At 55.4% G+C, this 24,663-nt stretch carries 26 protein-coding genes, 1 tRNA gene and 1 riboswitch; of the genes, 16 read left to right on the plus strand and 11 right to left on the minus strand.

The genetic code is table 11. The features are described from left to right. Positions 1-12 precede the first annotated feature (12 nt). The 7 genes from ACIRQ6_RS00240 (at position 13) to ACIRQ6_RS00270 (ending at position 6,915) form a co-directional block, all read left to right on the plus strand. On the plus strand, positions 13-831 hold the full coding sequence (locus ACIRQ6_RS00240) for an ABC transporter ATP-binding protein (protein ID WP_420862127.1): 819 nt from the start codon (positions 13-15) through the stop codon (positions 829-831). 55 nt (positions 832-886) lie between these two features. Then, positions 887-1,390, plus strand: a complete 504-nt coding sequence (locus ACIRQ6_RS00245) for a hypothetical protein (protein WP_420862128.1) — start codon at positions 887-889, stop codon at positions 1,388-1,390. Further along, the gene (locus tag ACIRQ6_RS00250) at positions 1,390-2,385 is read left to right on the plus strand and encodes a branched-chain amino acid ABC transporter permease (protein ID WP_420862129.1); all 996 of its coding nucleotides are present in this window, start codon (positions 1,390-1,392) and stop codon (positions 2,383-2,385) included. The genes ACIRQ6_RS00245 and ACIRQ6_RS00250 overlap by 1 nt, the downstream gene beginning before the upstream one ends. Positions 2,386-2,388: 3 nt before the next feature. Further along, positions 2,389-3,465, plus strand: a complete 1,077-nt coding sequence (locus ACIRQ6_RS00255; protein ID WP_420862130.1) for a branched-chain amino acid ABC transporter permease — start codon at positions 2,389-2,391, stop codon at positions 3,463-3,465. A gap of 81 nt (positions 3,466-3,546) precedes the next feature. Further along, positions 3,547-4,827, plus strand: a complete 1,281-nt coding sequence (locus tag ACIRQ6_RS00260; RefSeq protein WP_420862131.1) for an ABC transporter substrate-binding protein — start codon at positions 3,547-3,549, stop codon at positions 4,825-4,827. An 84-nt stretch (positions 4,828-4,911) separates the two neighbouring features. Then, the gene (locus tag ACIRQ6_RS00265; protein ID WP_420862132.1) at positions 4,912-5,736 is read left to right on the plus strand and encodes an ABC transporter ATP-binding protein; all 825 of its coding nucleotides are present in this window, start codon (positions 4,912-4,914) and stop codon (positions 5,734-5,736) included. Positions 5,737-5,775: 39 nt separating this feature from the next. Continuing rightward, entirely contained in the window at positions 5,776-6,915 is a 1,140-nt protein-coding gene (locus ACIRQ6_RS00270; protein WP_420862133.1) for a phenylacetate--CoA ligase family protein, read from the plus strand. Positions 6,916-6,954: 39 nt separating this feature from the next. On the opposite strand, the gene ACIRQ6_RS00275 is transcribed toward ACIRQ6_RS00270, so the two are convergent. From ACIRQ6_RS00275 to ACIRQ6_RS00285, 3 genes are all read right to left on the minus strand, one after another. After that, positions 6,955-7,575, minus strand: a complete 621-nt coding sequence (locus ACIRQ6_RS00275) for a nucleotidyltransferase domain-containing protein (RefSeq protein ID WP_420862134.1) — start codon at positions 7,573-7,575, stop codon at positions 6,955-6,957. Between the two features lie 72 nt (positions 7,576-7,647). Beyond that, positions 7,648-7,773, minus strand: coding sequence for a type B 50S ribosomal protein L36 (gene ykgO, locus ACIRQ6_RS00280; RefSeq protein ID WP_005850168.1), 126 nt, complete (start codon positions 7,771-7,773; stop codon positions 7,648-7,650). A gap of 80 nt (positions 7,774-7,853) precedes the next feature. Beyond that, positions 7,854-7,928: transfer RNA gene (locus ACIRQ6_RS00285), tRNA-Val, on the minus strand. Positions 7,929-8,088: 160 nt separating this feature from the next. Here ACIRQ6_RS00285 and ACIRQ6_RS00290 point away from each other — a divergent pair. Continuing rightward, positions 8,089-8,949: an N-formylglutamate amidohydrolase gene (locus ACIRQ6_RS00290; protein WP_420862135.1), complete on the plus strand. Its 861-nt coding sequence runs from the start codon at positions 8,089-8,091 to the stop codon at positions 8,947-8,949. Positions 8,950-8,996: 47 nt separating this feature from the next. On the opposite strand, the gene ACIRQ6_RS00295 is transcribed toward ACIRQ6_RS00290, so the two are convergent. Then, positions 8,997-9,566, minus strand: a complete 570-nt coding sequence (locus ACIRQ6_RS00295) for a YdeI/OmpD-associated family protein (RefSeq protein WP_420862136.1) — start codon at positions 9,564-9,566, stop codon at positions 8,997-8,999. A 4-nt stretch (positions 9,567-9,570) separates the two neighbouring features. Further along, complete coding sequence (locus ACIRQ6_RS00300; protein ID WP_420862137.1) at positions 9,571-10,824, minus strand: DNA polymerase IV; 1,254 nt, start codon at positions 10,822-10,824, stop codon at positions 9,571-9,573. A gap of 58 nt (positions 10,825-10,882) precedes the next feature. On the opposite strand from ACIRQ6_RS00300, the gene ACIRQ6_RS00305 reads away from it, so the two are divergent. The 5 genes from ACIRQ6_RS00305 to ACIRQ6_RS00325 all read left to right on the plus strand — a co-directional run bounded on the left by ACIRQ6_RS00305 (position 10,883) and on the right by ACIRQ6_RS00325 (position 14,750). Beyond that, positions 10,883-11,296, plus strand: a complete 414-nt coding sequence (locus tag ACIRQ6_RS00305; RefSeq protein WP_420862138.1) for an NUDIX domain-containing protein — start codon at positions 10,883-10,885, stop codon at positions 11,294-11,296. 53 nt (positions 11,297-11,349) lie between these two features. Next, positions 11,350-11,973 carry a 5,6-dimethylbenzimidazole synthase gene (gene bluB / locus ACIRQ6_RS00310; protein WP_420862139.1) on the plus strand — a complete coding sequence of 208 codons (624 nt, stop codon included), beginning with the start codon at positions 11,350-11,352 and terminating at the stop codon, positions 11,971-11,973. 106 nt (positions 11,974-12,079) lie between these two features. Further along, positions 12,080-12,167, plus strand: a riboswitch (glycine riboswitch). Between the two features lie 111 nt (positions 12,168-12,278). Further along, positions 12,279-13,532, plus strand: coding sequence for a D-amino acid dehydrogenase (locus ACIRQ6_RS00315; RefSeq protein WP_420862140.1), 1,254 nt, complete (start codon positions 12,279-12,281; stop codon positions 13,530-13,532). A 43-nt stretch (positions 13,533-13,575) separates the two neighbouring features. Next, positions 13,576-14,469: an SPFH domain-containing protein gene (locus tag ACIRQ6_RS00320; RefSeq protein WP_420862141.1), complete on the plus strand. Its 894-nt coding sequence runs from the start codon at positions 13,576-13,578 to the stop codon at positions 14,467-14,469. After that, positions 14,469-14,750 (plus strand): NfeD family protein, encoded by a 282-nt coding sequence (locus ACIRQ6_RS00325; RefSeq protein ID WP_420862142.1) that lies wholly within the window; start codon positions 14,469-14,471, stop codon positions 14,748-14,750. The genes ACIRQ6_RS00320 and ACIRQ6_RS00325 overlap by 1 nt, the downstream gene beginning before the upstream one ends. Before the next feature lie 2 nt (positions 14,751-14,752). Here ACIRQ6_RS00325 and ACIRQ6_RS00330 read toward each other — a convergent pair whose 3' ends face one another. The 4 genes from ACIRQ6_RS00330 to ACIRQ6_RS00345 form a co-directional block, all read right to left on the minus strand. Then, positions 14,753-15,523 (minus strand): hypothetical protein, encoded by a 771-nt coding sequence (locus ACIRQ6_RS00330; RefSeq protein WP_420862143.1) that lies wholly within the window; start codon positions 15,521-15,523, stop codon positions 14,753-14,755. 40 nt (positions 15,524-15,563) lie between these two features. After that, entirely contained in the window at positions 15,564-16,256 is a 693-nt protein-coding gene (pyrF, locus tag ACIRQ6_RS00335) for an orotidine-5'-phosphate decarboxylase (protein WP_420862144.1), read from the minus strand. A gap of 133 nt (positions 16,257-16,389) precedes the next feature. Beyond that, on the minus strand, positions 16,390-16,644 hold the full coding sequence (locus tag ACIRQ6_RS00340) for a hypothetical protein (RefSeq protein ID WP_420862145.1): 255 nt from the start codon (positions 16,642-16,644) through the stop codon (positions 16,390-16,392). An 81-nt stretch (positions 16,645-16,725) separates the two neighbouring features. Further along, positions 16,726-17,043 carry an orotidine 5-phosphate decarboxylase gene (locus ACIRQ6_RS00345; RefSeq protein ID WP_420862146.1) on the minus strand — a complete coding sequence of 106 codons (318 nt, stop codon included), beginning with the start codon at positions 17,041-17,043 and terminating at the stop codon, positions 16,726-16,728. A 236-nt stretch (positions 17,044-17,279) separates the two neighbouring features. On the opposite strand from ACIRQ6_RS00345, the gene clpB reads away from it, so the two are divergent. From clpB to ACIRQ6_RS00360, 3 genes are all read left to right on the plus strand, one after another. Further along, positions 17,280-19,895 carry an ATP-dependent chaperone ClpB gene (gene clpB / locus ACIRQ6_RS00350; protein ID WP_420862147.1) on the plus strand — a complete coding sequence of 872 codons (2,616 nt, stop codon included), beginning with the start codon at positions 17,280-17,282 and terminating at the stop codon, positions 19,893-19,895. A 101-nt stretch (positions 19,896-19,996) separates the two neighbouring features. Continuing rightward, positions 19,997-20,650: a glutathione S-transferase family protein gene (locus ACIRQ6_RS00355; RefSeq protein ID WP_420862148.1), complete on the plus strand. Its 654-nt coding sequence runs from the start codon at positions 19,997-19,999 to the stop codon at positions 20,648-20,650. After that, a complete protein-coding gene (locus ACIRQ6_RS00360; protein ID WP_420862149.1) occupies positions 20,643-21,293 on the plus strand; it encodes an HAD family hydrolase in 651 nt (216 codons plus the stop codon). Before ACIRQ6_RS00355 ends, ACIRQ6_RS00360 begins: the two co-directional genes overlap by 8 nt. On the opposite strand, the gene ACIRQ6_RS00365 is transcribed toward ACIRQ6_RS00360, so the two are convergent. Together ACIRQ6_RS00365 and ACIRQ6_RS00370 are read right to left on the minus strand one after the other, a co-directional pair. After that, complete coding sequence (locus ACIRQ6_RS00365; protein ID WP_420862150.1) at positions 21,290-22,804, minus strand: fasciclin domain-containing protein; 1,515 nt, start codon at positions 22,802-22,804, stop codon at positions 21,290-21,292. The two genes, ACIRQ6_RS00360 and ACIRQ6_RS00365, sit on opposite strands and share 4 nt — an antisense overlap. 297 nt (positions 22,805-23,101) lie before the next feature. Continuing rightward, positions 23,102-24,568 carry a hypothetical protein gene (locus ACIRQ6_RS00370; RefSeq protein ID WP_420862151.1) on the minus strand — a complete coding sequence of 489 codons (1,467 nt, stop codon included), beginning with the start codon at positions 24,566-24,568 and terminating at the stop codon, positions 23,102-23,104. Positions 24,569-24,663: the final 95 nt, after the last annotated feature.

Raw genomic sequence — 24,663 nt, forward strand, 5'->3', positions numbered from 1 at the left:
TGGGAAATAATTATGCTTGATCAACAAGATAACTATGTCACCGCAGATGGTCGCACTATTGGTGGGACGATGATGGAGATGCGCAATATCACCCTGCGTTTTGGGGGTGTGGTTGCCATCAAGGATATCTCTTTTGATATTCGCGAAGGCGAGATCCGTGCGATTATCGGGCCGAACGGGGCTGGGAAGTCTTCGATGCTGAATGTCATTTCTGGGTTCTATCATCCGCAGGAGGGTGAGGTTTGGTTCCGTGGATCCAAGCGCCCATCGATGAAGCCATATGAGGTGGCCCGTCAGGGGATTGCCCGCACGTTCCAGAACATCGCTTTGTTTGAGGGCATGTCAGTGTTGGACAATGTCATGACCGGGCGTTTGACCAATATGAAGACGGGGCTTTTGGCACAGGCGATGTGGCGCGGCAAGGCGCAGAGGGAAGAGACCGAAAATCGTGAAGCGGTTGAAAAAATTATTGATTTTCTGGAAATTCAGCACATCCGCAAGACCCCTGTGGGGCGTTTACCTTACGGGTTGAAAAAGCGTGTTGAGCTGGCGCGGGCTTTGGCCGCTGAGCCGAAACTGCTGCTGCTGGACGAGCCGATGGCGGGGATGAACGTCGAGGAAAAAGAGGACATGAGCCGCTTTATTCTGGATGTGAACGATGAATACGGCACCACCATTGCGCTGATCGAGCATGATATGGGCGTGGTGATGGACCTGTCGGACCGCGTTGTGGTGATGGATTACGGCAAGAAGATTGGCGACGGGACGCCTGCGGAAATTCTGGCCAATCAGGCGGTGATTGATGCCTATCTGGGTGTTGCGCATGATTAAATTTGCCCGGAATTTGGCGCGCAAATCGGGGTGCTATACAGCATATGGCAGGCGTATGGCAGCTGTATGGCTGGGTGCCATACTTTTGGCCACGCCCGCAGCGGCAACCAATTTGCGAGACTTGGTTGAAGGCTGCGAGGATTACGCGCTGAGCGGTAATCCGGTGCCGTCCTTTGGCAATCCGGCGGGCGGCTATCCGCAACCGAATATGTCCTATCGCTATGTGGCGATTTACACGCCAACTGGTGCACCGATCAAACTGGCCATGGATGAGGACACGGGTGGCGGACAGTTTTCGCGGACCTGCGTGGTGACTTGGGGCCGCTTGGCGGAAGTGGATGTGGATGCGATTGCCGCTCAGTTCGCTGGATTGGTCAGCGACAAGGCCTACACCCAAGTGCCCGACGCGCAGCCGCGCTTTGTGCGGGCAGGTTTGGAGCGTTGTGAGGACGGGCTGTACCTGAGCGGTGGGGCTTTCAGCCGCAATGGCACCGATTTGCAGATCGTGATCGCCAGCACGGATATACAGAATGAATTTTGCCAAGGGGGCACAAGCTGATGTCTGACCAGTTTCTGTTTGCGATGGAAGTTGTTTTTAACGGGCTGATGGCAGGGGTGTTGTATGCCTTGGTGGCCCTTGGGTTCGTTCTGATCTTTAAGGCGTCGGGGATTTTCAACTATGCCCAAGGGGTTATGGCGCTGTTTGCGGCGCTGACTTTGGTGGGTATCATGGAAGGACAAGTGCCCTTTGCCCATTTGATCAACGCGATCTTTGGGACGGAAATCCATCACTTTGGCTGGCATGTGCCTGCTGTGGCCGCGATTATCATGACGATGCTGATTATGGTCGGCCTTGCGTGGTGTGTGCAGCAGTTTGTGATGCGCCATTTGGTGAACCAAGAGCCGATTATCCTGTTCATGGCGACCATTGGTCTGGCCTATTTCATGGAAGGGTTCGGGGACATCATGTGGGGCTCCGAGATCAAGAAGCTGGATATCGGCCTGCCTCAAGGCGGTTCGTTCTGGATCGAGGATAACACGGCCTTCTTAGGTACCGAGAACTTCTATGGTTTCTTTATCGACCAGTTGGATATTGTAGCCGCTGTGGTGGCGATTGTGTTGGTGATCATTTTGGTTGCCTTCTCGCAGTATACCAAGCAGGGCCGTGCGATGCGGGCTGTGGCGGATGACCACCAAGCCGCCCTCAGCGTGGGCATTTCGCTGAACTTTATCTGGGTGCTGGTGTGGTCCATTGCGGGCTTTGTCGCTTTGGTCGCAGGTGTGATGTGGGGGGCCAAATCCGGTGTCCAATTTTCGCTGTCGTTGATCGCATTGAAGGCGTTGCCGGTGCTGATGCTGGGGGGCTTTACGTCTATACCGGGGGCCATCGTGGGCGGCTTGATCATCGGCGTGGGCGAGAAGCTGTTCGAGTTTCTGATCGGCCCAATGGTGGGTGGTGCGACGGAAAATTGGTTCGCCTATGTGCTGGCCTTGTTGTTCTTGGTGTTCAGGCCGCAGGGGCTGTTTGGCGAAAAAATCATCGAAAGGGTCTAGCAGATGTTCTACCGTGAAGCAGGTGATTTTAGCACCACATACGAGCAAGACAGCCAGACCTTTCCGATCCGGTTTGATCGCTATCGTTACTATGCGGTGCTGGCCATTGCGTTTTTGGTGATCCCGTTCATCATCAATGACTATTGGGCCAATGCGGTGTTTGTGCCCTTCCTGATCTATGCGATTGCGGCGATTGGGTTGAATATTCTGACCGGCTATTGCGGGCAGGTCAGCCTTGGTACGGGCGGGTTTATGGCTGTGGGGGCTTATGCGTGCTACAAGTTCATGACGGCCTTTCCCGATGTTAACATCATGATCCATGTGCTGCTGTCTGGGCTTGTTACTGCGGGGGTGGGTGTGCTGTTTGGGCTGCCGTCGCTGCGTATTAAGGGGTTCTATTTGGCGGTGGCGACGCTGGCGGCGCAGTTCTTTCTGGTGTGGTTGTTCAACAAAGTGCCGTGGTTCTACAACTATTCCGCCTCGGGTCAGATTAGTGCGCCGGAGCGCACGGTGTTTGGCGTGAATGTGACCGGGCCGAGTGTGGATGCTTGGGCAAAATATATGATCTGCCTCGTGTTCCTGACGCTGTGTGCAATTATTGCGCGGAACCTCACGCGCGGGTCCGTGGGGCGCAAATGGATGGCCATTCGCGATATGGATATTGCGGCCGAGATTATTGGTGTGAACCCACTGCGGGCCAAGCTGACGGCCTTTATGGTTTCCAGTTTTTTCGTAGGGATCGCGGGTGCTCTGTTTTTCAGCGTCTATCTGGGCGCGGCAGAAGTTGGCGAAGTATTCGGCATTCAAAAGTCGTTCTTGGTCCTGTTCATGATCATTATTGGCGGCCTTGGCAGTATCTTTGGCAGCTTTGCCGGGGCGGCCTTTATGGTGCTGTTGCCAGTCTTGCTGAAGAATATTCTGGTGGGAGGACTGGGATGGGATACGGCGCTGGCGGCCCATCTGGAATTTATCATTGTGGGCGCTTTGATCATTATCTTTTTGATTATGGAGCCGCACGGATTGGCGCAGCTGTGGCGCGTTGCGAAGGAGAAACTAAGACTATGGCCTTTCCCGCACTAGCGGTGGGCCAATGAACAGATCGGGGCGCACCCCGGCGGGACAACAGAAACTAAAAACTTAGAAATCCATGGGAGGATTAAAATGAAGAAACTCGCAATTTATGCAACTGCTGCGATCATGGCGGCCAGCCCTGTTTTGGCTGATCTTGTGATCCCATCGCTGAGCTACCGGACCGGTCCGTATGCGGCGAACGGTATTCCCTTTGCCGATGGCTATGAGGACTATTTCACCCTGCTGAACGAACGTGATGGCGGTATCGGCGGCGTTCCTGTGCGCGTCGTTGAGTGTGAAACCGGCTATAACACTGAGAAGGGTGTGGAATGCTATGAAGCCACTAAAGGCGAAGGCGCGTTGGTGTATCAACCACTGTCCACTGGCATTACGTACCAGCTGATCCCGAAAGCCACAGCGGATGGTATTCCGATCCACTCGATGGGCTATGGCCGGACTTCTGCCAAGAACGGCAAAGTGTTCAGCAATGTGTTCAACTATCCTGCGAATTATTGGGATGGTGCCTCGATCGCGGTGAATCATATTTTGGATGAAAACGGTGGTGATATTTCCGGCAAGAAAATCGCGCTGGTCTATCACAACTCGGCTTACGGCAAAGAGCCTATCCGGACCTTGGAAGAACTGTCGAAAAAGCACGGCTATACCTTCACACCGATTGCCGTTGACCACCCCGGTCAGGAACAGAAATCCCAATGGCTGCAAATCCGCCGTGAGCGTCCTGATTACGTTTTGATGTGGGGTTGGGGCGTGATGAACCAAGTTGCCATCCAAGAAGCCGCGAACATCCGTTTCCCAATGGATAAGTTCATTGGCGTATGGTGGTCTGGTTCCGAGAATGACGTTCTGCCAGCAGGCGATGCAGCCAATGGCTATAAGTCGCTGGCGATGCACGGCACAGGCACGGATTATCCGCTTTATGCTGATATGAAGCAGTATGTGTTGGATGCTGGCAAAGGGGCTGGTGCTGGCGATCAGGCTGGAACGGTTCTGTATTCGCGTGGCATGTACGCGGCAATGCTGGCCCATAAGGCGATCCAGAAAGCTCAGGAAATCCACGGTGTTGCTGACATTACCCCTGCAATGATGCGTGATGGTATGGAAGCCTTGGAAGTGACCGAAGCTGGCATGGCTGACGTTGGTTTGCCGGGCTTTGGTCCTGCGTTTGCTGTGTCTTGTGAAAACCACGGTGGTCCCGGTCTGGGCATGGTCCAGCAATGGGATGCATCCACCAAAACTTGGAGCCTGATCACAGACATGATCGAAAGCGACAAAGCTGTGATTGATGCTTTGGTGATGGAAGATTCGACTGCTTATGCGGCTGAAAACAACATCGAAGCTGGCTGTTCCTAAGCGATAATGATCTGGCGGCGGTCCGTGTGGGTCGCCGCTGGATTTTGAGTATTTTTAGAAAAAAGAAACACGACGGAGTGCTTCATGTTGGATGCGACCCCACAAGATGAGACCTTGTTAGAGGTCAACAATATCGAGGTGATTTATAATCATGTCATCCTTGTGTTGAAGGGTGTCTCGTTGAAGGTGCCCAAGGGTGGGATCACGGCGTTGTTGGGCGGCAATGGCGCTGGTAAGACCACGACGTTGAAAGCGGTGTCGAACTTGTTGCATTCCGAGCGGGGCGAAGTGACCAAAGGGTCGATCCTTTATCGTGGGGATAAGGTTCAGGATTCCAGTCCGTCTGATCTGGTTCAGAAAGGTGTTATTCAGGTCATGGAAGGCCGTCACTGTTTTGAGCATTTGACGGTAGAAGAGAACCTGCTGACGGGCAGTTACACGCGGCGTGATGGCAAGGCGGCCGTGGCGGCTGATCTTGAGAAGGTGTACAACTATTTCCCGCGTTTGCGCGAGCGGCGCAAATCACAGGCGGGGTATACATCCGGCGGAGAGCAGCAGATGTGCGCCATTGGCCGCGCGTTGATGTCCAAGCCCGAAACAATTTTGCTGGATGAGCCCAGCATGGGTTTGGCCCCGCAACTGGTTGAAGAAATTTTTGGTATTGTGAAGGATTTGAATGAGAAAGAGGGCGTTTCTTTCTTGTTGGCAGAGCAGAATACAAATGCGGCGTTAAGGTTTGCCCATTATGGCTATATTCTGGAATCGGGCCGTGTTGTGATGGACGGGCCTGCGGCAGAGTTGCGCGAAAACCCAGATGTGAAGGAGTTCTATTTGGGTGTCTCGGAAGAGGGGCGAAAATCGTTTCGAGACGTACGCAGCTACCGGCGCCGCAAGCGTTGGTTGTCGTAGGTATTTGAATAGTTAGGCAAAGAAAAAGGGTTGGACCACATGGCATATTTTGACGAGTTGGAGACCCGCAGCACTCATGATCGCGCGGCCCATCAGGCGGCGGTTTTGTCGGAATTGATAGACGGTTCATTGGTCGAACAGCCGGTTTTGCGCAAGTCTGATTTGGGCGCGTTGCAGGCCGGAAAGCCGCCCTTTGGCGGATTGGTAAAGCCCGGATTTTCCCATGTGTTTCAATCGCCGGGCCCTTTGTATGAACCCGGGTTTGATAGTGCTGACTGGTGGCGCTTTGGTCGCTTTCTTGCGGCCTGTGGCATTGGCGAGGGTGATATTGTTCAGAACTGCTTTGGCTATCATCTGACCCCTGCTGGTACGATGTTTGAAAACGGGGCGCGGGCGGTTGGTGCGGCTGTGTTGCCTGCGGGTACAGGTCAGACCGAGTTGCAGGTGCAGGCGGCAGCCCATGTTGGGGCGACGGCCTATGCGGGGACGCCGGACTATCTGAAGGTGATTTTGGAGAAGGCCGATGAGATGGGCGTGCGTCTTGGGATTACCAAGGCGGCTGTGTCGGGCGGGGCGCTATTTCCGCAGTTGCGCCAGTATTACGAGGACCGTGGGATCACGTGTTTGCAGGCCTATGCCACGGCCGATCTGGGAAATATCGCCTATGAAAGCGAGGCCAAGGATGGGCTTATTCTGGATGAAGGCGTCATTGTCGAGATTGTGACGCCGGGCACTGGTGATCCTGTGCCTATTGGCGAGGTGGGTGAGGTTTTGGTGACGACGTTGAACACGGATTACCCGCTGATCCGATTTGCAACAGGTGATCTGAGTGCCTTTATGACCGGGGCCAGCCCCTGTGGACGCACCAATCTGCGGATTCGTGGCTGGATGGGGCGTGCCGATCAAACCGCCAAGATCAAGGGCATGTTTGTGCGGCCTGAACAGGTGGCGGCCCTTGTGGCGCGCCATGAGGAAGTGAGCCGCGCGCGGGTCATTGTGACCCGTCAGGGTGATGCAGATCATATGGTCGTGCAGATGGAAGCGCCTGACGAAAGCGTGGATTACAGTGCGTCGCTGCCGGAGGTGTTGAAGCTGCGCGGTGATGTGCAGATCGTGTCACCGGGCAGCCTGCCTGCGGACGGTATAGTCATTGAAGACCAACGTGATTTTGAGGCTTAGGCGTCGGATCAGTTTGAGCCGCCACAGTGGAATCTGATGTTAGAGATACGCGCCCTCAATCTGGGAGATCCAAGGATGGTTTGGGTGCAGGCGCGTCAGGGTATCCTTTAGCCAAGTCACCTCTGATTTTCGGAGGTTTGGCACGGCCAGATTAAAATCCGCCACGTCTTTGGGACGCGTGTGTTTTGCTTTGAACAACAAAACCGCCGCTGGATTGAGGTATTTGATGCCATCTGGGCTGAGATTGATCATCTGGGATCTGTTGGCGGCTATCGCTGTATCGCGTTTGTAGATCCATGTCTGAGGAGTGCCCGGTTCGATCATCATATCAAAATGCCACGCGGACCTGGTCGGATCGTATCCCCAAAACTGATGGATTTGCGGTGCGGCGGGTTGATCCACGGGGTGAAAGGCGAGCTGCCCGTTGGTCGCCGCAAAAAGATCATGGGATGCCAGACCTTTGCGAAAGTGATCGAAATCAGGCCGCAGAATACAAAATTCTAGATCTTCATGTTCGCGGGTTTGATGGCCGTGCCAAAGATCCAAGGCCCAGCCGCCCACAACATACCAAAGGCGGTTTTGACCCGCTAAGTGTTGCTGCAGTTTCCATGGCGTCCAAGCATGCCAAGGGACTGCATTGGGATCAAGAGTTTGAGGCATAAGACGTATACCACATAAAAAAGCCGCCTCGTGCAACACGGGGCGGCCTTTTTTATAAGGTGTCGAGGTGACTTAACCTTGGCGTGCTTTAAAGCGGCGCTGTGTTTTGTTGATCACGTAGACGCGGCCTTTGCGGCGCACAACGCGGCAATCACGGTGCCGGTTTTTCAGCGAACGGAGCGAGTTTCTGACTTTCATAGTCTTATCCTTCGTGTCGCGGCGCGGGCCTTGCGCCTTGGGTTGCGGGCGTCCCAGCCGAGGCTGGGACAGTGAATTCATGGTGGGCACTACTAGGTTCGAACTAGTGACCCCTTCGATGTCAACGAAGTGCTCTACCACTGAGCTAAGCGCCCATGAACTGTCTTCTGCCTGACTAAAAACGCCCGCCCAAAATAAATTGGACGCGGGAAATTCCCACGTCAGGTAGAGCGCGTATAAAAGGAGTCGTCAGAGGGATCAAGGGGTTTTGGAAATTGTTCAAATCGGTTTATGTTCTGTGCAAAGGAGCCTGCATTGCCCAAAGCGTCATATATTCTGGATCGTCCGCAAAAGCGCACCACGAGTGTGGTGTTTGCCTCACCCCATAGCGGCTCTGACTATGGTTGGTCCTTTCTGAACACTTCTGTGTTGGATGAACTGGCAATCCGATCCTCTGAGGATGCTTTTGTGGATCATTTGTTCGGGCAGGCACCGAAATTTGGGGCACCTTTGCTAAAGGCAGGGGCGCCGCGCGCGTTTATCGATCTGAACCGGTCCAATGACGAATTAGACCCTGCGTTGATCCACGGGGTGCGGCGCGTGGCCCATAATCCGCGCGTGGCATCTGGCCTTGGGGTGATCCCACGGGTCGTCGCCGGGGGCCGCGCCATTTATAATGGCAAGATGACCCTTGGTGATGCGCAGGCGCGGATCAATCGCTATTGGCATCCCTATCACGACACTTTGGCGCGTTTGATGCGTGAAAGCCTGACCAGTTTTGGCGAGGCGATCCTTTTGGATTGCCATTCGATGCCGCATGAGGCGCTGGAGACCGTTTCAGGTGGGGGTGGCAAGCGTCCGCAGATTGTTCTGGGAGATCGGTTTGGGGCATCGGCCAATGGCGAAGTTGTCGAACGGGTCGAAAGCATTTTTGCCAGCGCTGGTTTGCGGGTTGTGCGCAATGCGCCGTTTGCCGGGGCCTATGTGACCCAAGCCTACGGGCGGCCGTCGCGCAACCAACACGTGGTGCAGATCGAGATTGACCGGTCGCTTTATATGGATGAGGCGCGGGTCCGGCCCAATGCAGATTTCGAGAGTTTTGCCTGTTTGATGACCTCTGTTGTGGCCGAATTGGCGGATATCGGGCGCGCCGCTGTGCCGGTGGCTGCGGAATAGAGCGGCGTAAATCTCTGAGTATTTTTGGAAAAAAGAAACTGGGAGGTTCACATCTGGGGGATGCGTTCGCCTGCTTTGGTGGCTGTGACGATTTGAGTGATCCGTTTGTCGCGGGTGGCTTGGGTCTTAGCCAGTTTGATGTGGCGCAACAGGTTGCGTTTATAGGCATCTGGTAGCGCTTCGAAGGTGACTTTGCTGGGGCCAAGAGCCTCGGCCAGATCGGCAGGTGTGATCAGGGCGTCGACGTCATTAAAGAAATCCCACTGACCGGAGGCCTGGGACGCGGCGATGGCTTGGCGACCGGCGTCTTGCATCTGGCCAGTTTTTTCCAGCTTTTCCGCGCGATCCTTGTAGGATTTCGACCAGTTTTGCGTGCTGCGGGGGGAAATCATTTGCATAGTTCGATCCTCGTCGACTTTGCGTCGGATGCCGTCGATCCAGCCGTAGCTGATCAGGGCATCCAAGATATCCGTGGTCGAGACGTATTTATATGGTATGTGTTTTTTGTAGGTTATCGCCCAAATACTGGCGGTTTGGCTGTGGTTTTGCGAAAGCCAGTCTCGTAGGGCGTCGGGGCTGGTGAATTCCATTTTCTGGAAGTTTTCGGTCTTGATCATAGGGCTACCTCAATGCACGACCTTTCAAGATAGCGTCTGATCCGAATTTTTCCCTAATTTTGTCAGTGGCGCGTTCGGCCTTGGCGCGTCTATTGGCATCTGGGTCCAAAAGGTCGCCGCTGATGTCGGCCTGATCTTCGCCCACCAGATCGGAAATCCCCACACCGATCAGGCGGTAGGGGCCCTGATCGCCCACTTGTGCAAAGAGGTCGCGTGCAGTGCGGTAGATCCTGTCAGCGATCTGAGTGGCATCCCCGAGGCTGAGCCGTTTGGAAATGGCCGAGAAATTGCTGCGCTTGAGTTTAAGGGTGACCACGCGTCCTGCCATTGATTTGGCTTTGGCGCGGTCGCTGACCTGTTCGGCCAGCCGCCAGATATGTCCGTCCAGTATGTCGGTGTCGTTGGTGTCGTCGTTGAAGGTGGTTTCTTTGGAGATTGATTTGACCGGCGCATGGGCGCTGACGCGGCGGCGGTCTTGGCCGCGGGCGAGAAAAAAGAGCCTTTCGCCCATCGAGCCAAAGCGCGCGTTTAGATCCTTGCGGTCCCAGCGCAGAAGATCAGTGAAGGTTTTAATCCCCGCCTTGTCCAAACTGGCCTGTGCAGCTGGGCCGACGCCCCAAATCATGCGCACAGATTTGTCGTGCAAAAAAGCATCTGTTTCGGCCTTGCCGATGATCGAAAAGCCACGCGGTTTGTCGAGATCAGAGGCCACTTTGGCCAGAAATTTGTTGTGGCTGAGCCCGATGGAGCCTGTGATGCCAATTTCCTCGCGCATGCGTTTTACCAACCGGGCCAGCATCACCGCAGGGGGCGCACCGTGCAGTTTTTCGGTGCCGGTTAGGTCGAGGAATGCTTCGTCCAGCGACAAAGGTTCGATGTCTGGGGTCAGTTCCTCCATCAGGGCGCGCACTTGCTTTGAGACCTGCACATAGACGTCCATGCGGGTTTTGACGACCACGGCCTCCGGGCAGAGTTTGAGCGCCTGAAACATTGGCATGGCGGAGCGCACCCCTTTGATACGCGCGATGTAGCAGGCGGTCGAGACCACGCCGCGTCTGCCGCCACCGATGATCACGGGTTTGTCGCGCAATTCCGGATTGTCGCGTTTTTCGACTGAGGCGTAGAAGGCGTCACAATCCATATGGGCAATGCTCAGTTGGGCCAGTTCAGGATGGCTCAGCACACGGGGGCTGGCACATTTAGGACAGCGTTGTGCTGTTTCGAATTGGGTCAGGCAGTCGCGACACAGGCTGGGCATAGGGGTTATTTAGGCGATAGACGTTGTTTGCACAATCTGCAGGTGGCAGGGTGGCGTTATGTTTATCGGGTGTAAAATTGCTTTGCTCTGTGAGGGCACAATTGCTGTTTTGTTGCGCGATGATGCACCCGGCTTGCGGTATGCCAACATGTGGGATCTGCCCGGTGGCGGGCGGGAACCGGGGGAGGCGCCGGAACAAACTCTGCGTCGTGAGGTGGCCGAAGAGATCGGGATCGCAGGGTTTGGGATCAGTTCCGTGTTTGAGAAAGCCAGCGATCTGGACCCCATGCAAAGCAGTTGGTTTTTTGTATCGCATATCGCACCGGATCTGGTGGCGCAGATGCGCCTTGGGGATGAAGGCCAAGCCTTCCAGATGATGCCGCTGACGCGGTATCTGGCGGATCCGCAGGTCATTGGATTTCAAAAACAGTGGGTTGCGGACTATTTGGCGGGGATTGGACGTCAGTCGTAGGCGTGTCCTTGCCAAGGCTTGTGCCCTTGCACACGGCGCAGTAGCACGGGTGTATGAAGTTTGCGGTAAATCATCAAAGTGCGTTGCACGATATTCTGTCTTGGCGACGGGATGTTCGGCACTTTCGAACTGATCCCATTGATAGTGCGGTTTTATCAAAGATTGAGGCAAGTGTTGACTTGGCCCCCTCGGTTGGGAATTCGCGACCGTGGCGGTTTGTACGCGTGGCCTCCGAGTTGGCACGGGCAAAAGTGATTGCCAGTTTTGAAGCGTCAAATGCCCAAGCCAGCGAAGATTTTGAAGATGAAGCAAAGAACGCATACCTTGCCTTGAAACTAAGCGGTATGCGCGAGGCCCCCGTGCATCTGGCAGTTTACACGGCGCGGGATCCCAAAGCGGGGCGGGGACTGGGGCGTAAAACCATGCCACAGATGCTGCAATATTCTACTGTGACGGCGATCTACACCCTTTGGCTGACCGCGCGGGCGCATAATGTTGGGGTGGGCTGGGTGTCGATCCTTGATCCGGCTGAGGTGGATGCAGCCCTTGGCGTGCCCGATGACTGGATGCTGTCGGCCTATCTGTGTCTGGGCTACCCGGCCTTTGATAGCGAAACACCCGAACTGGTTGAGACGGGTTGGCAGGAGAGCGAGCCGACGGTTTGGTTGGATTGTTAAGGGATCGGACACCTGTCAGCATGAAATATCACAGATTGTGATGAAGAGTTGCCGATAAAATCATTGGATTGCGATTGTGATTGATGCGACACCGGATCCAGTGAAGACACCCTGTTCGGGAGAGTGCAGGTCACCTGCCGCCGAAGGAGAAACCGCCCCGGTAAGCTCTCAGGCAAATGGACCGATTTGGGTGCAACACTCCGAAGAGTCGCCATTGTGGCGCACCGAAGGAGCAAGCCGCGGGATGTGCGGTGAATCTCTCAGGTTCCAAGACGGAGGGGGCGATAAAGGCAGAGGAGTTTGCCATGTCGTCGATTGCTGTTTTGGGCGCTGGGATCACTGGGGTCACCACTGCGTATCATCTAAATGCCCGCGGGTTTGATGTCACGGTCTATGACCGCCACAGGTATCCTGCTATGGAGACCAGCTTTGCCAATGGCGGTCAGTTGAGTGCGTCGAACGCCGAGGTGTGGAACCAGTGGTCGACAGTGATCAAGGGGATCAAGTGGATGCTGGACGGGGATGCACCGCTGCTGGTGAACCCTAAGCCTGCCTTGCGCAAGATCGATTGGATGGCGCGGTTTTTGGGCAATATCCCGAATTATAAGGCCAACACGATTGCCACGACAAAGCTGGCGGTTGCGGCGCGTCCGTTGTTGCATGAAATGGCTGAAGCGGCAGGGATCGACTTTGATTACACGCCAGCGGGGATCCTGCATTTTTATGAAACCGCTAAGGATTTCGCCCATGCAGACAAGGTCACGGACCTGTTGGCTGCGGGTGGGTTGCAGCGCGAACGTTTGACGCCAGAGCAGGTGCACGCGCGCGAGCCTGCGTTGCAGGGGGATGTCTTGGGCGGTTACTGGACCGAAACCGACAGCACGGGGGATATCCACAAATATACTGTTGGACTGGCCAAATGGCTGGAACGTCAGGGGGTTACCTTTGCATTGGGCCACAACGTCACGGATCTGCGGCATTTGGAGGATTGCGTCGAAGTGGATCACAAGGGTCGGACTGCGAAGCATGATGCCGTTGTGGTCTGTGCGGGCGTTGGCAGCCGCGATTTTGCGGCCAAGTTGGGGGATCACGTGCCGATTTATCCAGTGAAAGGATATTCGGTCACGGTTGAGCTGAACGATGCGGTCAGCCAAGCAGCGGCCCCTACGGTGTCCTTGCTGGATGACAAGGCCAAGATTGTGACCTCACGCCTTGGCAAAACGCGGTTCCGGATTGCGGGTACGGCAGAGTTCAACGGCGAAAACCGTGATATTCGGGCCGATCGTATCGCCCCTTTGACGGCGTGGTGTGAAAAGCATTTCCCGCAGGTCAATACCGAGGCGGTGGTGCCTTGGGCTGGACTGCGTCCGATGATGCCCAATATGATGCCGCGCGTGGGGGCTGGGCAGAAGTCTGGCGTGTTTTATAACACCGGTCACGGGCATCTTGGGTGGACCCTGAGTGCGGCAACTGCCCAATTGATTGCAGCAACGGTGTCTGGCCAAATGGGGCGCAATTCGGGCGGGCAATCGACAGGTCACACCTTCAAATCTGCGTGAGAATGACTATATGATGGGGTGAACCAAGAAAGGGATACACCCCATGGACATAGAACAACTACTGCTGAATTTCCTTGGGCAGAACGCATTTTTGCTCGCTCTGGCCATTTTCATTATCATCGCGATTTTCCTCGGGGTTCGCATTGTGCCACAATCCGAGAAATACGTGGTTGAACGGTTTGGCAGATTGCGGTCGGTCCTTGGGCCGGGGATCAACTTTATCGTTCCGTTTCTGGACCGCGTGGCGCACCGTGTTTCTATCCTAGAGCGTCAGTTGCCGACGGCGGCTCAAGACGCGATTACCAGCGACAACGTGTTGGTACAGGTCGAAACATCGGTGTTTTACCGGATTTTGGAACCTGAAAAGACGGTTTACCGGATCCGCGATGTGGATGCGGCGATTGCCACGACTGTGGCGGGTATCGTGCGTTCGGGCATTGGTGAAATGGAGTTGGACGAGGTTCAATCGAACCGTCAGCAATTGATCAGCCGGATCAAGGATCAAGTGGCCAATGCGGTGGATGACTGGGGCATCGAAGTAACGCGCGCCGAGATTTTGGATGTGAACCTTGATCAGGCGACCCGTGAAGCGATGTTGCAGCAGTTGAATGCAGAACGCGCCCGTCGTGCCGCTGTGACCGAGGCTGAAGGGTCGAAGCGGTCGGTCGAATTGAACGCCGATGCAGAGCTTTATGCCGCCGAACAAGCCGCTAAAGCCCGCCGTGTGGAGGCCGACGCGGAGGCTTATGCGACCCGTGCTGTGGCCCAAGCGATTGCCGAAAATGGCCTGGAGGCGGCGCAGTACCAAGTGGCGCTGAAACAGGTCGAGACCCTGACAGCGCTGGGCGGTGGTGACGGTAAGCAGACGATTATCGTACCGTCCCAAGCGATTGAGGCCTTTGGCGATGCTTTCAAAATGTTGAAAGGGTCAAAATAATGGACGGCTTTCTTTCTGAATGGTGGGTGTGGGCCGTTGCGGCCTTGGTCCTTGGCATTTTGGAAATGCTGGCCCCTGCGTTTATTTTGCTCGGCTTTGCAGGCGGGGCTGGCGTGATCGCGATTGGATTGCTGATCGGCGGGCCTGCGCTATTTGGCGGTTCCATGTTCTGGATGATGGTCGTCTTCGCAACTGCCTCGCTGATTTGTTGGCTGGCGCTGCGTCGGGCCTTTGCCCACAAAGGTCAGGTCAAGGTTTGGGACACAGACATCAACGACTAAGGTCAGTCGCTGAGTTTGCGTGCAATGTTCAGAGGTGAGATCAACGCGCGCCCTTTTTCCAGCCATGCTGCAGAGAAAGCCACGACTGCTGCCACTTCTGCCCAAAGGAAGAAATTCCAACGATCAAGGGTATCTGTCGCGCCGGACAAACCCAAACTGGCCAAGGCGAAATAGCCCATCAGGGCTAGCATTGCGGCCAGAATGGCCCCACCGCACCAGACAAAGTAGCGATTGCGCGGGGTCCATTTGATGCGCGTGATCTTGCGGCCGTTTTTCTCGAAAAAATTCTCTTCTGTGCCATCGCCGCGGGTAAAAAGAACCAGTGCAAAGATCGCCATGCTGGTGAAGTAAATCCCCGCTGCGGTATAGTGCACTGCGTTGGAATGAAACGTAAATCCAGTAGCGATCTGATCCTCGATCATGCTGGGATTAACAGGAAACAGCGCCACGCAAATCACGCTGATACCTGCAATAGTTGAAATGAGACGGTCGGTTAAAAGATCCCGGAACCTGCCAGAATTTTTCTGCATATCGCTGCGGGCATAGCCGTTGTAAGAGATCAAAAATGCCCCCATCGCCCATAGCGTGCCGACAAAGACATCGCCCATGGGTGTGTAGTAGTATTCGCTGATCGATGTTTCCAACTGGCCGGTGCCAAAGATCAAGGAATACAGGATCAAGGCCACAGGCAAGACAAACCCAAGCAGGCCAAGAAACGTGCGCACAGACAAATAGGATAGGATCAGAGCGGTTTCTTTGAGGGTGGTTTGCATGAGGGGGTATCCTTGGCCGTTTTGACGGACCCTGCGAGGATTAGGTTAATTCAGCAAGAACGGCCCGTGCGGCAGCGGCAGGATTGCTATGGTTGTAGATTGGGCGACCTACGACAATATGATCGACCCCGTCTGCAATGGCCTGTGCCGGGGTGGCGACCCGCTTTTGATCGCCCAGATCCGCGCCTGCGGGACGCACGCCGGGGGTTACAATCAACTTGCCTGCAGCACTGGGCAGGGCGCGGATCATTGCGGCCTCTTGGGGTGAAGCGATGATGCCGTCGGCGCCAGCTTCAAAGGCGGTGGTGGCACGTTCGGCGACCAGATCGGGAATATCCCCTGATTTGATCAGACCCGCGTCCAGATCGCTGCGATCCATGGATGTCAGGATCGTCACTGCAAGGATCTTTAGGTCTTTGCCAGCACTGCCTTCTTTGGCGGCACTGACCACGTGGGGGTCGCCATGGACGGTCAGGAAATCAAGATCAAACTGTGCCAATCCACGCACTGCGCTTTCGACCGTGTTGGCGATATCAAACAGCTTCATATCCAGAAAGATCCGCTTGCCGTGGTCTGCCTTAAGTTCATTCGCTAAAGCCAATCCGCCACCGGTCAACATGCCCAGCCCGATTTTATAAAAACCCACAGTATCCCCAAGGGTTTCCGCCATTTTCAAACCATCCAAGGCATTGGGCACGTCAAGAGCTACGATCAGGCGGTCGTCTGAGGGCATGGAAATATCCTTTTGCGGAATGTTTATAGGGGGCAGAGGCTGAGTATCGCGGCGCGGGGCAAAAAAAAACCCCCAATAGCAGGGCTAGTGGGGGCTTAGTAAAGACAATCGCGAGACAGGCAGCGATGTCTGATTAGGTTGTGGTATAGCGCACCATGTTGGGGGACATGGGAAATCCAAGGCCCGAAATCGGTGTCTTGGTATTTTGAAACTGTTGTTTTGCGTCTTGTAGCAGGCCTTTGATAATGGCCCGGTCGTTGAGGCTGTGGTGGGCTGCGAAAAAACAATCAAACCTGCGTTTGCTGGTGCCGGAGGCCACCATCACGATGGCCTCAAAGCCCCCGCGTTCGAGACTGTATTGATGTGTCAGCAAAGTCATGTCGGTCATGATGGTCCCCATTCCTAAGAGAACCTTACGGGAAAAAGGTTTCCAAGATATGGGGAGCTTTGCGCGGTGCTTCCCCGCAGGTTATGCCGCCTTTTGATTGGGTAGCACATGCAGCAGTCTGTGGAACAGGCTTTTGATCTGTGCATTTTGTTGGCGTACATTCGTAGAGCCTACAGCGGATATGCGCGAGCGTAGTCCAGGATTGCGCACCCCGTGTCGTGCGAGGGCTTGATCGGTCATGGTTTTGGCTATGGTTTTGAAATCTGTGTCCATCGGCCCGAAGGCAGAGGTGGCATAAGTGACTTGACCGGAGAAACTGTGCAGCACAACGAGGGCTTCAAAGCATTGGGTGGCTGCGTTGTATGTCAGGTTTTGAACTTCGGTTTTAAACTGTGTCATGTGTCACCTTTTTTTGTTGCTCGGTACTGCTCAACTCAACATGGGCGTGTTTGGTTCAAATTTTAGGGGGAAAAACAGCTTTGTGATGCCCCGTTAGGCTATTGTGAATCTGGATTTTGCGGCAAAATCCACTTGAAACTGTGGGGCGCGCCACCCATCTCACATCCAAGGCCCATGGGGTGTGTGCTGCAATAGCGGGCGCACCGCGATGTGGGTGCTACATAGGAGAAATGCCCATGAACTTAGAAAAGTTCACCGAGCGGTCCCGTGGATTTATTCAGGCCGCACAAACCATAGCAATGCGTGAAAACCATCAGCGATTGGCCCCAGACCACATTTTGAAAGCCTTGATGGATGACGATCAGGGGTTGGCGAGTAACTTGATCAGTGCGGCTGGTGGACAGCCTGCGCGCGTGGTTGAGGCCGTTGAGGCCGCTTTGGCAAAAATTCCGCAAGTCACAGGCGATGCCGGACAGATCTATATGGACAGCGCCACGGGCCGTGTTCTGACCGAGGCTGAAAAGATCGCTCAAAAGGCGGGTGACAGTTTCATTCCGGTTGAACGGCTTTTGATGGCTTTGGCTTTGGTGAAATCCAGTGCCAAAGATGCGCTGATCGGGGCTGGTGTAAATGCACAGGCGCTGAATTCAGCGATCAATGATGTGCGTAAAGGCCGGACTGCCGACAGTGCAACAGCTGAGGACGGGTATGACGCCCTCAAGAAATATGCGATGGATCTAACTGAAGCGGCCCGCGCAGGCAAGATCGATCCGATCATTGGCCGTGACGAGGAAATTCGCCGCGCGATGCAGGTGTTGTCGCGTCGAACTAAGAACAATCCGGTTTTAATTGGTGAACCCGGTGTTGGGAAAACTGCGATTGCAGAAGGTTTGGCCCTACGGATCGTGAACGGCGATGTGCCGGAATCGTTGCGCAACAAGCAGTTGATGAGCCTTGATATGGGTGCTTTGATTGCCGGCGCGAAGTATCGTGGTGAGTTCGAGGAACGCCTCAAGGCGATCCTGTCCGAGGTTACAGCGGCGGCTGGCGAGATCATTCTGTTTATCGATGAGATGCACACGCTTGTAGGGGCGGGCAAGGCCGACGGCGCTATGGATGCGGCCAATTTGATCAAGCCTGCTTTGGCGCGCGGTGAGTTGCATTGCATCGGCGCGACGACTTTGGATGAATACCGCAAACACGTGGAAAAAGACGCAGCCTTGGCGCGGCGGTTCCAGCCTGTTCAGGTCGAGGAACCCACTGTTGAGGACACGATCAGCATTCTGCGTGGCATCAAGGAAAAGTATGAATTGCATCACGGTGTGCGGATCTCGGACAGTGCGCTTGTTTCGGCAGCGACCCTGTCGCATCGCTACATCACTGATCGTTTCTTGCCCGACAAAGCCATCGATTTGATGGATGAGGCTGCCAGCCGTTTGCGCATGGAAGTCGACAGCAAACCCGAAGAATTGGACGCGCTTGATCGCCAGATTATGCAGTTGCAGATCGAAGGTGCGGCGCTGCGTTTGGAAGATGACGCAGCCAGCAAGGATCGTTTGGAGGCGCTTGAAAAGGAACTGGCGGATCTGCAGGACAAGTCCACGCAAATGACGGCTACTTGGCAGGCCGAGCGGGACAAATTGGAAGGGGCGCGGGGGCTAAAAGAACAGCTGGACCGCGCTCGCGCCGAACTGGATATGGCCAAACGGGATGGCAATTTGGCCAAGGCCGGTGAGCTATCCTATGGCGTGATCCCGCAGTTGGAAAAACAGCTGGGCGAAGCCGAAGAAGCAGGCAGCGACGTCATGGTTGCCGAGGCCGTGCGCCCCGAACAAATCGCCAGTGTGGTCGAGCGTTGGACGGGTATTCCGACCTCGAAAATGCTGGAGGGCGAGCGCGATAAACTGCTGCGTATGGAAGATGAGATTGGTCAACGGGTCATCGGCCAAAAGGCCCCCGTGCGGGCCGTTGCCAATGCGGTGCGTCGTGCGCGTGCAGGTCTCAATGATGAAAACCGACCACTGGGATCGTTCTTGTTTCTGGGGCCGACAGGCGTTGGGAAAACTGAACTGACCAAAGCTGTGGCCGAATTTTTGTTTGACGATGACAGCGCCATGGTGCGGATTGACATGTCTGAATTCATGGAAAAACACGCGGTCAGCCGTCTGATCGGGGCGCCTCCCGGTTATGTGGGCTATGATGAGGGCGGTGTTTTGACCGAAGCTGTGCGTCGCAGACCTTACCAAGTGGTGCTGTTTGATGAGGTCGAAAAGGCCCACCCGGATGTGTTCAATGTGCTGTTGCAAGTCCTTGATGATGGGGTGCTGACCGATGGTCAGGGTCGCACGGTGGATTTCAAACAGACGCTAATCATCCTGACCTCGAACCTAGGGGCGCAGGCGCTTAGCCAGCTGCCCGAGGGTGGCGATGCAGCGGATGCAAAGCGGGATGTGATGGATGCCGTGCGCGCCCATTTCCGGCCCGAGTTCCTGAACCGTCTGGATGAGACAATCATCTTTGATCGCTTGGCACGTGCGGATATGGACGGCATCGTCGACATCCAATTGGGCCGTTTGGCGAAACGTCTGGCGGGTCGAAAGATCACGCTGGAGCTGGACGCACCAGCCAAAACATGGTTGGCGGATGAAGGCTATGATCCGGTCTTTGGTGCGCGTCCTTTGAAACGTGTGATCCAGCGGGCTTTGCAGGATCAACTCGCAGAAATGCTGTTGGCGGGTGATGTTCTTGACGGGGCCGTGGTGCCTGTCAGTGCAGGGGCCGAAGGGTTGATTGTTGGGGATCGACTGGCCCCCTCTAATAGACCCAAACCGGACGATGCCACAGTACACTAAACGCAAAGGCCGGGTGGACGCATCCGGCCTTTTTGCTTTGCGCTTGCACTTGGGCGTTGGGGGGCGATGATGGGGCAGAACCATCAAGGGCCCGGTGTCGTATGTTAATTTATAGTGTTGGACATTCGCTTTATTGTGCGAAATTGCGAATGTTGCTGCGCCACAAGAGGCTGGACTTTAATGAAGTCCCGCCACCGGGTGGTGGTGGTTCGGCGGAATATCTTTCGCTGGTCCCGTCTGGCAATATTCCGGCGCTGGTGGATGGGGATTTGACCCTGACGGATAGTGAGGCAATTGCTGAATACCTTGAAGAGAAATATCCCAAACCGCCGTTGTTGCCCACGGATTTGATCGGTCGGGCCAAGTCGCGGGAACGGTCGCGATTTTCGGATACACGGCTGGAACCTGCCTTGCGATTGACCTTTGCCCATGTGGATCCAAACTTGCGCGACCCTGTGGCAATCAAAGCGGCCCACGCCATAATCAACAAACAGCTTAGGGCGTTGGGGGTTATGTTGGCGCGCTTGGATCTGCCGCGTGACAAGCTGTGGATGGGCGATGTGGGAACGGTTGTAACACTGGAATGGATCGCACTGTTTGAGGGGCCAGTATTGCCGGATCTGGACTGGCCTGCGGAGGTCGTGATGTATCGCGCCCAGATGGCCGAGCACCAAGCGGTGGCCGAGGAATTGGCGGCCTACCGACCAGAAATGATGATGTATATGCGGACGAAAGGGGCTTTGCCTGATGATTGATCCTCCCAAAATGGTTTTGTTCGATTGCGATGGCGTCGTAGTGGACAGCGAAGTGATCACCAATCAGGTGTTTCGCGATGATTTGGCAGGGCGCGGGTTGGACCTGCGTTTAGACCAGATCATGGAACTTTTTGTTGGTGGGACGATGAGCGGGGCCGGACAAGAGGCAGCGCGATTGGGCGCGGATATTCCGGCGGACTGGTTGGATATCATTTACCCCAAGATTTATGCGGCTCTTGAGGCCGAGGTCGAAGTGGTCCCGGGCATTGTAGCTGTGTTGGACCGATTGGATGCGCGGGCGATCCCTTACGCTATGGGATCCAATGGGCGCGTGACCAAGATGCAGATCACATTGGGGCGCACGAGGTTGTTGCACCGTTTTGAGGGCCGGATGTATTCCGCGCAGGATCTTGGTGCGCCGAAACCTGCGCCGGATGTTTATCTAAAAGCTGCGGCAGATGCGGGAATTGAACCGTCGGATTGCGTCGTTATCGAAGATAGCGCCAGTGGAGCCAAAGCCGCTGTGGCGGCCAAGATAAGGTGTTTTGGCTACACGGCTGATACGCCTGCAGATCGGTTGGCCCCCCATTGCGACACAGTGTTCGACGATATGAGGGACCTTCCTGATTTGTTGGGTCTTTAGAAGAGGAATTGATCCTCGGTGATTTCTTTGATGCTGACGTCCTCTAGGACCAGACGATCCCCATCGCCAAAGTTCAGCATCAGATCATCGCCCTTTTTGCGGAAGGTGATGTCGGTCATGCCCGCCATACCAAAATCGGTCAGGTCGATTATGTCATCGCCGCGTCCGAAATCCTTGACAATGTCGCGTTTGTTGCCTTGTTTGAACACAAAACTATCATCGCCGGCACCGCCATAAATCACGTCGCGCCCGCGTCCACCGTCAAGGATGTCATCCCCGTGGCCGCCACTGATATGGTCCCGCCCTTGGTCGCCGTTGATCAGGTCGTGGCCTGATCCGCCCAACAAGAAGTCAGCGCCTTTGCCGCCCAGAACGGTGTCATTGCCGGATCCTGCGAAAATGACATCATGGCCTTTGTTGCCGTCGATGTAATCTGCGTCGGCACCGGTAAAGACCAGATCATTGCCGCGGCCTTTGATCAGGAAATCCACATCATGTGATCCGTCCGAGGCCAACAGATCTGCTGGGGCCAAGACGCCGTCAATGACATGCACCACGCCATTGCTGGCTTGGATATCTGTGGCGATCAGGTTTGGGTTTGCCAAATCGGGATCCGCATCCACAAGGCTGGTGCCATCCACGCCAAGGCTGCCGCCCTGCAAGGTAGCGATGCTGTCGGTTGCCAAAACTTGGCTGGCTTGGAGGCTTTCACCGGCAACGTGATAGGTCAGGACTTGGGTCAACAAAGGCACCGGGTCGCCGCCGCCCAATAGGGTCAGGGCCTCGACCAGATAGCCCCATGCGCCTTCTTCATTTGATCCGTGAAAACCCAGTTCCTGCGCGAGGCCAACAAAGGCCGCATCTGTGGGGGCAAAGACGGTCAGGTCCACCGCGTCACTGTCGAGTGTTTCGGCCAGACCCGCTGTCACAACGGCCTTAAGCAGAATGTCAAAGTCCGCAGGGTTGTGATCAAAGCCATCACCACTGGAGGCGACAATTTCTGTGATTGAAGGGGCGTCGTTGCCCGGCAGATCGACAGGCAACAGCACGCGGTCGATGACATGTAAGATACCATTGTCAGCCGGGATATCTGTGGCGATCAGCGACGGATCAATCAGGTCAGGTTCCAGATCGGTCAGGGTCGGCAGGGATCCAGCGCCAATAACACCGCCCAACGTGGTGACGCTGCCAGCGGCTGCAATATCAGCGGCTGACTGAGCACCGCCGCTGACGTGGTACAAGATGACGGCATTCAAAGTGGTGACGTCAACGTTGCCGGTCAGAAAGCTGGTCACAGAGGCGGTGTCTGCAGGATGGCCCGTGTAGCCCAGATCGGTGGCCAATTGACCAAAGGCTGCGTTGGTCGGGGCAAAAACAGTGAGATCCTGATGTGGATCAGACAGAGTGGCGATCAGGGCCGAGCCTTCGAGATTGTCGTCGATAAAGCCCAGCGTGGCCACGAGGATGGAAAAGTTCGGATCGTTGGACGCGATTTGCGCGAATGTAGGCATTTTGAATACTCCCTTATATCTTGGCGCAAGTCGTTTGCGCCTTTGGCTGGTCTGCTCGGTTTGAGGCAGATATCAGGCTTACGCCGCGACAGGCTTTCAGGATCACAGGGGTTCTTTGCCACATCATGTTGACGAGATCGAAAAGTGGGCTAAGCCCGAGTGTTTCGCAGCGGCCAGTCACATATTTGTGAAAAAATTGGCTAAAATTGAGTTGGTCCAGGTGTGGTTGGCCAGCAAAAACCCCTGCTCGGGTTCGACGCCGGGCAGGGGTAGGTCGTGCTAAAAAGGGCTTGGGTGTTAAAGCGCGATTGGAATATCTATCGGGTAAATTGGAGTTGGGAAAATGGGCAAGAGACTGGCCAGATATGCGTCGAAATCAGCCTCGGTGATGCCGTCAAAGAGAATGGTATCGCCAGTTGTCAGGGCTAGGGTCGCGCCGGTTTCCGTAAATTGAGTGGCGTCCTCGTTGATCAGGCCAATGTCAAAGGCAGCCAGCAGGTCAAGACCATCAATGATCAGATCGTCGGTTCCAATAACGAAGTCTGCAACGTTGGCCGTCCAATCGTCTGAGGCGCTGCTGGTGGTGAACACGAACGTATCCGCGCCTGTGCCACCGATCAGCGTATCCTCGCCTGCGTCCATGACCAGCGTGTCGTTGCCTTTGCCAGCCTTGAGCAGATCATCGCCTTGGCCGCCCAACAGCATGTCATCGCCGTCGCCGCCCAGCAGTTTGTCGTTGTCGTCGCCGCCCTCAAGACGGTCATTGCCGTCAGCACCGGACAGGATATCACGCCCACGAAACCCAAAGAGGTCGTCGTCACCTGCGTTGCCGCGCAAAAGGTCCTCGCCACGGCCGCCATCGATTACGTCATCGCCGCTTTTGCCCAGAATAATGTCATCCCCGGCACCGCCATAAAGGGTGTCGGCGCCTGCGCCGCCGTTGATTACATCAGCCCCACCTTCGCCATCAATCAGGTCGTTGCCTTCGCTGCCGCGCAACACGTCTTTGCCCAAGCCGCCAAAGAGGTCGTCATTGCCGTCACCGCCGTTGATCGTGTCGTCGCCTTTTTCGCCGAACAGGATGTCTTGGCCATTGCCGCCTTTGAGGATGTCGTCGCCGTTGCCGCCTTGCAAAAAGTCATCGCCATCGTTGCCTTTGACAAAATCGGCACCGCCAAAGCCCTCATAGATGTCATCGCCGTCCAGCAGATCAATGTTGTCGTTTTCGTCGGTGCCGGCCAGATCGTCGTCAAATTCGGTAGGGCCTGCGACGGGAGTTGGGTCGTTCAGGTCCAGTTCAGCAGGCAGGATTACTTGGTCAACGATGTGCAGGACGCGGGGTAGGTCCAGAGCCGCGTCCACAAAAATATCTACGGCGACAAAACTGGCATCTGGGGTCTGTGCGTCCAGATCTGCGATCGTCCCGCTGCCTGCATTCAAGGTCACAGTGGCGTCTTGGCCAGTGTAGGCCGCGGGCAGGCTGTCGCTGTCAAAATAACTCGTGGTAATTGTCATCCCCAAGATCGCATCAAGGGTATCGGCCGGCAGTGTTGCAATCAAAAAGCTGGCCACCTGCGCCAGATCCGTGCCGCTAAAACCGATGGACTGAGCAAAGGCCAAAAAGGCTGCATCGTTGGGGGCTACAACGGTTTGGCCCGTGCCAAGCGCGTCTTGTTGCGCGTAGAACCCGCCTTGGGCCGTGGACAGGTCGGACAAGATCGAAAGGTCGCCCCGGGCTGAGATAGTCTGTGCGAATTGGGCCATGGTCATGTCCTTAGGGTTGAAACGTCAGGGTCTAATGGTGCGAGTGCCGCGCCATCCTGAGGCCCTTCTTTTGCCTCGATTTCGCCTCAATCTTT

The sequence above is a fragment of the Algirhabdus cladophorae genome (assembly GCF_044772865.1).
Taxonomy (GTDB): Bacteria; Pseudomonadota; Alphaproteobacteria; order Rhodobacterales; family Rhodobacteraceae; genus Algirhabdus; species Algirhabdus cladophorae.